The 12074-nt window shown below is 48.3% G+C and carries 10 protein-coding genes; 2 read left to right on the top strand and 8 right to left on the bottom strand.

Annotated features, from left to right (window positions below; translation table 11 throughout):
- Nucleotides 1–55: 55 nt before the first annotated feature.
- Entirely contained in the window at nucleotides 56–673 is a 618-nt protein-coding gene (locus MKY63_RS11970) for a TVP38/TMEM64 family protein (protein WP_036682051.1), read from the bottom strand.
- Between the two features lie 391 nt (nucleotides 674–1064).
- On the opposite strand from MKY63_RS11970, the gene MKY63_RS11965 reads away from it, so the two are divergent.
- On the top strand, nucleotides 1065–1286 hold the full coding sequence (locus tag MKY63_RS11965; protein ID WP_254924502.1) for a GNAT family protein: 222 nt from the start codon (nucleotides 1065–1067) through the stop codon (nucleotides 1284–1286).
- Nucleotides 1287–1608: 322 nt separating this feature from the next.
- On the opposite strand, the gene MKY63_RS11960 is transcribed toward MKY63_RS11965, so the two are convergent.
- The 4 genes from MKY63_RS11960 to MKY63_RS11945 are packed head-to-tail and all read right to left on the bottom strand — an operon-like array spanning nucleotide 1609 to nucleotide 6016.
- Entirely contained in the window at nucleotides 1609–1860 is a 252-nt protein-coding gene (locus tag MKY63_RS11960; protein WP_051491218.1) for a hypothetical protein, read from the bottom strand.
- On the bottom strand, nucleotides 1860–3287 hold the full coding sequence (hydA, locus tag MKY63_RS11955) for a dihydropyrimidinase (RefSeq protein WP_076099705.1): 1428 nt from the start codon (nucleotides 3285–3287) through the stop codon (nucleotides 1860–1862). Before hydA ends, MKY63_RS11960 begins: the two co-directional genes overlap by 1 nt.
- Nucleotides 3288–3289: 2 nt before the next feature.
- The gene (preA, locus tag MKY63_RS11950; RefSeq protein WP_076099706.1) at nucleotides 3290–4579 is read right to left on the bottom strand and encodes an NAD-dependent dihydropyrimidine dehydrogenase subunit PreA; all 1290 of its coding nucleotides are present in this window, start codon (nucleotides 4577–4579) and stop codon (nucleotides 3290–3292) included.
- Between the two features lie 45 nt (nucleotides 4580–4624).
- Nucleotides 4625–6016 (bottom strand): NAD(P)-dependent oxidoreductase, encoded by a 1392-nt coding sequence (locus MKY63_RS11945; protein ID WP_076099707.1) that lies wholly within the window; start codon nucleotides 6014–6016, stop codon nucleotides 4625–4627.
- 318 nt (nucleotides 6017–6334) lie between these two features.
- On the opposite strand from MKY63_RS11945, the gene MKY63_RS11940 reads away from it, so the two are divergent.
- On the top strand, nucleotides 6335–8023 hold the full coding sequence (locus MKY63_RS11940; protein WP_036682056.1) for a PucR family transcriptional regulator: 1689 nt from the start codon (nucleotides 6335–6337) through the stop codon (nucleotides 8021–8023).
- Here the strand turns inward: MKY63_RS11940 and MKY63_RS11935 are convergent.
- From MKY63_RS11935 to MKY63_RS11925, 3 genes are all read right to left on the bottom strand, one after another.
- Nucleotides 7998–9356, bottom strand: coding sequence for an aspartate aminotransferase family protein (locus MKY63_RS11935; protein ID WP_339812978.1), 1359 nt, complete (start codon nucleotides 9354–9356; stop codon nucleotides 7998–8000). The two genes, MKY63_RS11940 and MKY63_RS11935, sit on opposite strands and share 26 nt — an antisense overlap.
- 31 nt (nucleotides 9357–9387) lie before the next feature.
- A complete protein-coding gene (locus tag MKY63_RS11930) occupies nucleotides 9388–10851 on the bottom strand; it encodes a CoA-acylating methylmalonate-semialdehyde dehydrogenase (RefSeq protein ID WP_036682059.1) in 1464 nt (487 codons plus the stop codon).
- A 105-nt stretch (nucleotides 10852–10956) separates the two neighbouring features.
- Entirely contained in the window at nucleotides 10957–12057 is a 1101-nt protein-coding gene (locus MKY63_RS11925) for an ABC transporter substrate-binding protein (RefSeq protein WP_076222362.1), read from the bottom strand.
- Nucleotides 12058–12074 lie beyond the last annotated feature (17 nt).

Raw genomic sequence — 12074 nt, 5'->3', positions numbered from 1 at the left:
ATTTCCTCCTTTATTCTATTTAGATTTAGGAATTCAAGTTAATTCTGACACTATACTAAGCTATCTTGTTCCCATCCTGTGCTGTTCTAGCAAAACGCGCTTCGATGGCTTTGACTCCCCATAACGACAGCCCGATAAACAACAGAACATAGATAATCTCCCACGGCTGGCGAATGAAGCGTTCCAGATCATTGCCAATGTATGAAACTGCGAATACCATAATCGCTTTACCCACCGTAAGCGCAAGAAGATACGAACGGAACCTCATCCCGGCAAGCCCTGCTGCCATATTAATCACAACAAAAGGTCCTACCGGAAATATACTAAGCAGAAAAACATAGCTGAATCCGCTTTGCCGCACCCATGTCATGCTTTTGGCTACTTTGGGCCGCGCTGCCCATTTTCGTAAATAACGATGGGAGGCTACTTTGCGGATAATCCAAAAGGTAGTCACACAGCCTGCAACCAGACCGATCCAAGAATACAAAAAACCTAACCATAAACCATATACGGCCCCATTTAACCCTACGATCGCAATAGTTGGTAGTGGTGGTATAAATGATTTCATAAACGTTAACGCAATGCCCGGAAAGGGCCCAAACGAACGATATTGTTCCAGCAGATGCCGCAGATTATCCTCTGTCAGCCAAGACATAATATCAAGAAAATACATAACCAGCTGATCTCCTCATCCGATTGGAATTCTTAACACTTGGTCTCAATTATACACGAAGTTGCGTTCATTCCTACAGTGCATAAGGTTATGATCATTCATTCAGAAACGTTGGATCTATAAACTACCACCGAGCAGGACTTAGCGTTCGTTCTAGCCATTGAACAAAGTGAGCTTAATCGTGCCTATATCGGACAGTGGAGTAAAGAGGAGCACATTACGGCTATCCAGGATCCAGATATCCTGCATCTTACAATTTGGGAGAAGTCCGGGAAAAGAGTCGGCTATATCATCGTAACAGGACTTCAAGATATTTATCTTACCGTTTGTATTAAACGAATCGTCATCCATTCCAAAGGGCTTTGGTTATAGCAAACTGTCGCTTCATCTCGTGAGCGACTGGATCTTCCAGCACACCGAGACGTATCGGCTATGGTTAGATGTTAGAGATCACAACCACAGGGCTCGCCATGTCTACGAAAGCTGCGGCTTTACACTGGAAGGCACTCTACTTGATTGTATAAAGGTTGAGGGACATTTTGAATCTCTGCATATCATGTCCATATTACGGCATGGGTATATAGAGCGTGAGCAGCAACAGCAGAAGAAATAGATTAGGGAAATCCTCCCTGATTTTTGGTCTGTCAGGTGCCTATAACTGCAAATCAGGGAAAACTTCCCTAATATTCAGCGAATTTGCGCAAAATCGGCATATTTCACTGATTTTTAGGGATATTTTCCCTAAAACGTCTATTTTGGGACCCTAATCAGCTACTTTTTAGGGAGGATTTCCCCAAAAAGTATATTCCGAGACGATAATCGGCTATTTTCAGGTAGGTTATCTCCTCGCACCCTTTCATGGGCACAATAAAAAGCCGAGCGGCAAGTTCCCTATCCTACGTGGGCTCACTACTCAGCTTTCAATTCCATTCCCTTCAAACCTCTCCACTGTAACAACCCGCCTGCTCACCTTCCGCCCTCAACCCCGCAACCACAAGGGTTGTCACGTACTTACGGGCATCCGCTGTGAGCAGTAACAGCTCTACCGAGCTTTTAGCCGGCTCCCCTCTGACAAACTTTATTCGGGCACCGTCCAAATCCTCTTGGATGCCGGCAATCGTATACCCTTTAAAAAGCAGCCCATCAATCTCCTGCTGTTCTTTGGCATATTCCGCAAAAGCAGACATTAGACTACACCTCCGCTGATTTCTGCCTTAGAAGGAAGAGGAGCCTCCGCTGCAAAACGTTTGCGTTTCAAATATTTTCCCGAACCTGCTTTGCCGACAAATTGTTTGTCACGAATAACAAATTCACCTCGACTGAGAACAGAAACAGGCTCTCCCTTCACTTCAAAGCCCTCAAACGCACTATAATCTACGTTCATATGGTGCGTGTCCGCAGAAAGGGTTCTTTCTACAGAAGGATCAAAAATGACCAGATCAGCGTCACTACCTACTGCGACCGTGCCTTTTTGCGGATACAAGCCAAACAGCTTGGCGCTAGAGGTAGCAATAATATCTACGAATTTGTTCAATGAGATCCGGCCTTTCTGCACACCTTCCGAATATAGAATCGTAAACCGGTCCTCAATAGTCGGCCCACCGTTCGGGATTTTGGAGAAATCGCCTAGCCCCAGATCCTTTTGTCCTTTGAAATCAAACGAGCACTGATCAGAGCCAATCGTCTGCAAGCTGCCGCTCCATAACGCATCCCACAAAACATCCTGATTCCACTGCTCACGCAGGGGCGGAGACCACACGTATTTAGCACCTTCGAAATTAGGCTTTTCCAGCGCCGTCTGATCCAGCACTAAATACTGTGGACAAGTCTCACCGTAGACGCGCAGTCCCTTTTTACGCGCTTCAGCAATCTTCCAAGCGGCTTCCGCACAGGTCACGTGTACAACATACAGCTGAGAATCTGTAAGTTCGGTTAGATAAGCTGCGCGTCCCGTAGCTTCACCCTCCAGCTCCGGCGGGCGGGTCAGCGCATGAAAGATTGGGTCGGTATTACCTGCGGCCAAGGCCTGCTCTACAAGATATTCAATGACATCTCCATTCTCCGCATGCACCATAACGAGTGCACCTTCTTTTTTCGCGGCTTGGAGGGTCTTAAAAAGTGTACCGTCATCCGCCTGAAAAGTATTCTTGTAAGCCATAAATACTTTGAGCGAGGTAATACCTTCATTCTCAATAATCTCCGGAAGCTCGCCCAGTACTTTATCGTTTAATTCTGAGACCATAAGGTGGAAGCTGTAATCAATCACCGCTTTATCCTGCGACTTATGATGCCATGTATCTACGGCTTGCTGTAGCGGTTGTCCTTTGGTGGTTAAGCAAAAATCAATGACTGTGGTCGTTCCGCCATATGCAGCCGCAATGGTTCCCGTCTCAAAATCATCAGCTGTAACCGTGCCGCCAAAAGGCATATCCAGATGCGTATGAGGATCAATGCCTCCAGGAAAAACATAACACCCCGAGGCATCTATAATTTCCGCACCAGGGACATCCAAATGAAGGCCAATCTCCGTAATAACCCCGTTTTCAATCACCACATCGCCTGTATAAGTATCTGCTGCGGTAACGATGATGCCATTTTTAATAATCTTTTTCATCCTTACACCACCTCCACTTCCGAATAGGTGCCATTCAAACTTCCGATCACTTTCTGCCGCTGGTTCCAGGTCAGTGGAGCTGCCCCGGTATCCACTGGAACCATATCGATCGCGCCGTCTGCTGGACAGACAATTGAACAAAGATTACAACCTACACAATCTTCCTCGCGGACCTGTAGAATAGCTTTCCCATCTGCATTAGTTAACATATCAATACACTGATGTGAAGCATCTTCGCAGGCAATATGGCATTTATTACAGTTAATGCAGTTGTTCTCATTAATACGGGCAACGACCTTATAGTTGAGATCCAGATCACCCCAGTTGGAGTACCGGGATACCGATTTACCGATTAACTCTGTTACGGAAGCCAAACCTTTGTCATCCAAATAGTTGTTCAGGCCATCGATCATTTCCTCCACAATCCGGAAGCCATGATGCATGACCGCTGTACATACTTGAATGCCCGTAGCACCCATCAGCATGAATTCAACAACATCCTGCCAGGTCGAAATCCCTCCAATACCGGAGATAGGAATGCCGACTCCCCGGTCACGGGCACACTCGGCCACCATACTAAGCGCAATTGGTTTCACAGCCGGCCCGCAGTAACCGCCATGCGCACCCTGACCTCCAACATTCGGAATTGTGTTCCAGCTATGAATATCTACACCAGCAAGACTGTTGATCGTGTTGATCATACTAATCGCGTCCGCTCCACCCTTAACCGCATGGCGGGCAACGACGGTGATATCCGTAATATTAGGCGTCAGCTTCACAATCACCGGGGTTGTCGCAACTTCTTTTACCCAGGTGGTCTGTGCCTGCACCAGATCAGGCTGCTGCCCCGAAGCAGCGCCCATTCCACGCTCAGCCATCCCGTGCGGACAGCCAAAGTTAAGCTCCAGACCGTCTACACCCACATCCTCTACCCGCTTAACAATCTCATGCCATTTATGCTGCGTTGGTTCTACCATCAGGGAGGCTATAATCGCATGATTCGGGAATCTTTTTTTCGTTTCATAGATTTCCTTCAGATTAACTTCAAGCGGACGGTCGGTGATCAGTTCAATATTGTTAAAGCCCGCAACCCGTTGCCCATTGAAATTTACTGCCGCAAAACGCGATGAGGTATTAATGATCGGATCGCCGAGCGTCTTCCACACCGCCCCGCCCCAACCCGCTTCAAAGGCCCGCTGCACTTGATAACCTGTATTCGTAGGCGGCGCGGAGGCCAGCCAGAACGGATTCGGTGATTTGATTCCTGCGAGATTAATACTTAAATCTGCCATTGATGTTCCCTCCCTGTCATGTAAAATCCAATATGATTTCTACGCTCAGCCCGCAGATCTAACAACGACCTCCTGCTGGCCTGAGAATTGTTTAACAATCGCATGGGCTGCATCTTTTCCCTGCTGTGCCGCTGATACAACCATGGCCTCGCCTTTACCTGAACCAAATACGATGTCCCCAGCGGCATAAATCTGCGGATCGGAGGTTTGGCAGGTGACCTCATCCACCTTAACAACCCCACGGTCATGCATAAGACCTAAGGAATCTATCAGATCTAGACGACGCTTTTGACCAATAGCTATTACAACCGCATCTACAGGAATCAAGAACTCAGAACCCTCGATCGGCATAGGTATTGGACGGCCATCTTTGCCCAGCTCCTCCGTCAGCTTCATCTGCACACATTCCAGTGCGGTTACATTCCCAAGCTCATCACCCACGATACGTTTCGGTAAGGTAAGCCAGTTGAACTCCACACCTTCCTGCTTCGCGAATTCATATTCAAAGTCATATGCCGTCATCTCTTCGCGGGTCCGGCGGTAGACCATTTTCACATTGGTGGCTCCCAGCCGCACTGAGCAAGTCGCTGCATCAATAGCCGTATTCCCCGCACCAATGACAGCGACCCGCTGACCCATCAGCTCTAGCAGAGGAATGCCCGTCTTAGTGGATTCTACGAGCGCAATGGCGTCATATACGCCAGCCATTTTTTCACCTTCAATCCCTATTGGAGGCACATATCCCATACCCGCTGCCAAAACGATAGCATCATAATTCGACTTCAGCTCATCTACAGAAACATCTACTCCGACTTTTACACCTGTACGTATTTCCACACCCAGCTTCTCTACCTGCTCTACTTCCCAAAGAGATACAGACTGCGGGAGCCGAAACGATACAATTCCATGTGTATCCAGCCCACCCGCTAACGCCTTCGCTTCGTAGATCACAACAGCAAAACCTTCACGGGCGAGCTCCCTAGCCGCAGACAATCCCGCAGGACCACCACCAATTACGGCTACCTTTTTCCCATTAGGGGTGCCAGCCTTAAATAATTGAACTCCGCTGTTCATCGCCCAATCTGTCGCATAACGCTGCAGCAGTCCGATTTGGATCGGCGCCGAGGCATCATTTAACACACAGGCTCCTTCACACAGCTCATCTGTAGGACAAACACGAGCACAGCTGGCACCCACAGGATTGGAATCCATAATCGTCTGTGCCGAGCCTTTCAAATTGTCAGTAGCGATCCGTTTGATAAAGGAGGGAATATTAATGCTGGTCGGACATGCTTTTATACATGGGGCATCGTAGCAATATAGACAGCGATTGGACTCATCCATGGCACCTTTATGGGTCAGAGGCGGCTCAGCCTCGGCGAAATTACGCATGAACATATCAGGTGTAAATGCTGTTAACGGAGAAGAATGCTCCATCACTAGTCCCTCCTTATGGGTAATTTTTCATATTTGTGTTATATAATATAACATTATTTCAAGTTTTGTCTGAATATTTTGCTTACATCTTTTAATTATTGTAGTAATATAAGCTTTAACAGAAATTATCTCTCAACGTTCTCCCTGATTAGGTTATATATACTGACATCCGTTAATCAAACTATAGTCATTTCGAATTTTCGTTGCATTAGACACTTTGTCTAATTTCAAAACTGTATTTTTTACGTGTGAGAATAGGCTGAGAATAACAGGGCATTAACCGAAGGCCAGAGCGCAGAAGATAGAGGGGGAGTAACTATGGACTGGGAGCTTGTATTAACCATTCGTGACGCTTTAAAAAGACCACTATTCGCAGAAGCCGAGGTGATCGGCGGGAAAAGCGGCCTAAGCCGTGCCATTCGCTGGGTGCATGTGCTGGAAAGTGCCAACTTCGAGACTCTGATTCATGGCGAAGAAATGATTTTGACTACGGGGATTGGTGCAAGTGTCGATCTCCCTTCCTCCTTGGAGTTTATGCAGAACCTGATCGACAAAAATGCAGCTTGCCTATGTATTGAGTTAGGTACGTATTTCAGCACCATCCCGCAAGAGATGATCGAATTAGCCGATAGGCATGACTTTCCGCTAATCATCTTCACCCGCACGGTTCGTTTCGTAGATATCACGTTGGATCTTCATTCGATTATCATCAACCGGCATCACCGGATGCTCCAAGAACTTGAAAAAATCTCACGTGAATTCCACCGTCTGACCTTAACTTCACAAGGAACGCTGAAAGTGCTGCAATTATTGTGCAAAAGCACCCGCACACAAATTGTCTATATGCAGCTGCAAGGCAAACCCTTATTTTTCCCGGCCCTTTCGCCGGAAGAGCAGGCTCCATTGCTGAATTTTTTCACCGCCTTCGGCGACGAGCTGGAAGGAATTCAACCTGACGCTGCCCCCTATATCCGGGAATATGGACAGAAGACCATCGCGCTCAAGCCTGTAGGTGCGCTGGATCAGACCTGGGCTTACATTCTGATGGTATGCAATCACAAACCACAGGAATTCGACTGTCTGCTGCTGGATTCCGCCTCTTTGTCCATTGCTCAGGAGCTGCTGCGAACCCGGTATATGGAGGAGCGCAAGCTTTTTTCAGAAAATCTATGGGTCGACGAGCTGATCAATGGCCGCATCGAAGATGATAACCGCTTAAAGGGCCTGATAGGCTCTAATTTCAACGTGGTCAACGAGCTCCCTTACCGTGTATGCCTTATAGAGATCAAGAACCCCAGAGATGTAAAATGGAACAGCTCGGAGAACGAATGGGAGTCCATCACCTTCCACCTTTCGCTCATCCTGCGTTCCATCTTTGAGAAATATTCTTTACGTCCGCTGATCACCCTTAAGAACAATCGCCTCACCGTCATCGCCCTCGACATCCAATCAAAAATGCCTGGCAAAATGCGACTTCAACAAGCACTTGAAGCCCTGCAGAACATCCGCTCCGATGAGAAGCTCAAGGATTTGCAGCTCGTCATTGGAGTCAGCAAATCGCATAAGCGCCTAAAACGAGCCTATTCCGGTTATCAGGAAGCCCTACAGGCATTATCGTTATACTCCTGTTACCAGAAGTCATTACTCTTCTATGAAGAGCTGGGTGTATTCCAGTTGCTGTTGAGCTTAAATGACGGAAAAACGTTACAGAACTTCATTCGCAGTTATCTCGGCCCGCTAATCGACCACGACCAAACCAAAGGCAGCGAGCTGCTGCTTACCCTTCGTGTTTATCTGGATCATGATGGTTCCAAACAAATTGCCGCTCGAAACTTATTCATTGTCAGACAGTCACTTTATTATCGCCTGGACAAAATAACAGAGCTACTGGGTGAAGACTTCATGCAGCCAGAGAATCGCATCTCCATTCAAGTCGCCCTGCGCGCTTACCAATTTCTATATCCAGACAAAATCACTTTACCTAGCCCCCGTTCAGCACAGATTTAAAGGTATCGATAATAAATTCTATATCTTTATCCGTGGAGGATAACGGCGGGGCGAAGGTAAGCACATTGTTGAACCCAGCTACGGTATCGCCATTTTTGCCGATGATAAGCCCCTTGGACTTACATTCGTCAATAATTCCTTTCACAATATTCAGATCAACCGGCTTCTTACTGACCTTGTCTTCAACCAGCTCAACCCCTGTCACCAAACCAAAGCTGCGGACATCACCTACAAGCTTGTGATCAAGCAGCTCGGTAAATTCTGTATTTATTCTTTTACCTAAAAGATCCGCACGTTCCACCAGCTTCTCCTGCTCGATAATCTCCAGATTACGCAGCGCCAGCGCACAGGAGGCAGGGTTGCCACCAAAAGTATTCACATGGCGAAAATGGCCATAGTCATCGCTATTGTCCTTAAATACCTCATAGATATCCTTACGAACAGCAGTCGCGGATAAAGGAAGATAAGCGCTAGTCAGTCCCTTAGCCATCGTTACGATGTCAGGCTTCACATTAAAGTTGTGATGACCAAACTTACGTCCAGAACGTCCGAATCCACAAATCACCTCATCCATAATGAGCAACACACCGTGCTTACGGCAGATTTCCTGCACCCGATCCAAATAAACCTGATGCGGTACAATGACGCCACCACCCGTAATTACAGGCTCCATAATCACCGCAGCTACCGTCTCCACGCCTTCCCAGATGATCATATCCTCTATGGACTGTGCACACTGGAGGTTGAATTCTTCCACAGTCATCCCGGCCGGGCGGCGATAGCTGTCCGGGGGAGCTACATGCAGAAACCCACCCGCCAGCGGTTCATATTTATATTTGCGCTGGGCCTGGCCTGTTGCAGATAATGCACCAAGCGAACTGCCGTGATATCCACGATAACGGGCAATGAATTTATGGCGATAATGCTGGCCGATTTGCTGCTGGTACTGGCGTGCCATTTTGAAAGCAGCCTCATTGGCTTCCGATCCACTATTGGAAAAGAAGATCACGTAGTCGTCTCCGAGCCATTCATTCAGCTTCTCCGCCAGCGCAATCGCCGGGAGATGACTTTGTGTCAGAGGAAAATAAGGCAGGGTCAGCAACTGATTGTAAGCAGCTTCCGCCAGCTCCTTGCGCCCGTATCCCACATTTACACACCATAAGCCAGACATCCCATCCAAAAATCGATTGCCCTGTATATCCGTAATCCACGACCCACTCGCCGAGGCGGCAATCATAGGCGGATTCTTTTCACTATAAGGCGTAATGTTGTGCCATAAATATTCCTGATCCTTCTTCACCGCAAGCTCGCTATCGTTCCCCAGACTCTGCATAACATTTTCTCCTCTCAGCAGCTCATTTTCTCTAATAACGGGCAGTGATCATCTTTTTACGCGTATAGAACTCCACCCCATCACGCCCATTGGCATGCAGGTCTCCATAGAACGATTTCTTATAACCCGAGAAGGGGAAAAATGCCATGGGCGCAGGCACGCCCAGATTCACACCCAACATCCCTGCATCAATTTCTTCCCGAAATTCACGAACCGCCTTTGCACTGTCTGTATAAATACAAGCCCCATTCGCGAATGGGGACTGATTCGTTACCCCAATCGCTTCACTCAGACTTTTCACACGAATCACTGACAATACCGGTGCAAAAATCTCATCCTTCCAGATGGTCATTCCCGGCTGTACATGATCAAATATCGTCGGCCCGATAAAATAACCCGCACCACCCGTAGCAGCATCCTTCCGCCCGTCTCTCACAAGCTTGGCTGCCTCAGCTTCACCAGTCTCAATGTAATAAAGCGTCCGCTCCTTATTCGACTGGCGAATTACCGGACCCAAAAACACCCCGTCATCGGCGCCATTACCAATCTTAAGCTCATCCGCAGCCGCAGCCAGACGGTTCACTAGCTCGTCAGCGATATCCTCATGAACCACTACGACCGAGCAAGCCATACACCGCTCACCTGCCGAGCCAAAGGAGGCCGCAATGATATTTTTGACCGCATTGTCCAGCTCCGCATCAGGCAGCACAATCGAGTGATTCTTAGCGCCTGCCAATGCCTGAACCCGCTTCCCTTGCGCCGTCCCTGCCTTATATACATATTCCGCAACCGGCTGCGAACCCACGAACGAAATCGCCTTCACTTCATCATGCTCCAGCAGCCCATTCACAACCTCGTGTGCCCCATGTACCACATTCAGCACGCCAGGCGGGAAACCCGCTTCGGCAAATAGCTCGGCTAACCGATTAACCAGTAACGGCGTACGCTCGGAAGGCTTTAGCACAAAGGTATTTCCACAAGCAATGGCAAGCGGAAACATCCAGCAAGGAACCATCATCGGAAAGTTAAACGGGGCAATTCCCCCGATAACGCCCAATGGATAGCGGTACATCCCGGATTCAATTCCGGTAGCAATGTCCGGGAGCTGGCTGCCCATCATCAACGTGGGGATGCCTGCGGCAAATTCCACACACTCAATTCCACGCTGCACCTCACCTTGCGCCTCTTCCAGACTTTTGCCATTCTCCAGCGTGATCAGCTCGGCCAGCTCATGCCAATGCTTCACCAGCAGCTGTTGATATTGGAAAAAGTAGCGGGCACGACGCGGCACAGCGACCCTTTTCCACACTTGAAATGCCACTGCAGCCGCATCTACCGCTGCACCCAGCTCTTCCCTACTGGAAATAGGCACATAGGCAATCACTTCACCCGTCGCCGGATTATATACCTCTTCATCTCGCCCGGACGACGATTCTACCCAAGCTCCATTCACATAATTCTTAACTCTTTCAGCCTGCGTTACTAGGAGAGACATAGCTCGCACCTCTTTCTCTGTTTCAGATGCACTGATGGACTGCTGATTATAATAGATGACCGCCAGATCAGGCGGCCATCCACTGTAACATTTGAGCTCAACTGGTTATTTTGCCGCCATTTCTACGATTTCGTTCGTGTAAGCCTCATCTACCTTAACCGGTTCTTTAATGACACCAAATTTAAGCGAAATATCAGCAGTTTGCTGGAACGCCGCCGCATCGGTATATCCCATCTTGGCACTGTCAAAGCCTTCAGGTAGAATCAGCTTGGCAACCTCAGTCATCATTGTCAGCTGATGTTCCTTCGTTGTACTGCCGTCTTCCGCTTGCTTCATCACACTGTCCACTGCGGCTGCAGGATCAGCAATTGCATCTTTCCAGCCCTTCAGGGAGGCACGTACAAACTTTGCCGCAGTCTCTTTGTTCTCCGCAAGCCATTCCTTATTGGCGAACAAGTTATCCTCAAGCATCGCAACGCCTTCCGTATTCATGTCGATGACATTCAGATCCTCAGCCTTAATGCCTGACTCCAACACTACTTGGTACTCGTTATAGGTCATCGCTGAGGCCGCATCGATCTGATCGCCCAAGAACTGATCCATCGTGAACCCTTGCTTCGTAAAGCTCAGATCCTTATTCGGATCGAACTTATATTTATCGAATAACGCTAATAGTTCAAACTCGTTGCCGCCCATCCAGTTGCCTACTTTTTTACCCTTAAGATCAGCGGCTGAGTTGATGCCCGCCGATTTTTTGGAAACCAGGACCAATCCGCTCTTTTGATAGATTTGCGCGATCTGCACCAGCGGCATTCCCTCTTCAAGACTCGGCAGCAAGCTGGCTACCCAACCCACACCGATATCTGCGGAGCCGCCTGCCACTTGCTGTTCCGGAACGATATCAGGCCCACCCGGCAGAATTTCTACATCCAAGCCTTCTTCCTTGTAATATCCTTTATCCTGCGCCACAAAATACCCAGCGAATTGTGCCTGCGGCACCCATTTCAGCTGTAGCTTCACTGTAACTGGATCAGCAGCCGGTTCAGTAGCAGCACTTGCGTCAGGAGCTGCTGATGCTTCAGGGGCAGTCGTAGCTTTAGCTGCCGAGTTATTATTGTTGCCACCGCAACCCGCCATTAAAGAAACACTCAACATCATCACGATTGCCAACAAACCACCACGAAATTTGCGTTTTTTCCCGTTCATCAACCGAACTCCCCCTA

Origin of the sequence: Paenibacillus sp. FSL R7-0189, assembly GCF_037969925.1 — a bacterium.
Lineage (GTDB): Bacteria > Bacillota > Bacilli > Paenibacillales > Paenibacillaceae > Paenibacillus_AQ > Paenibacillus_AQ odorifer.
The sequence above is the reverse complement of the archived record's forward strand: the minus strand, read 5'-3'. Positions and strand labels throughout refer to the sequence as shown.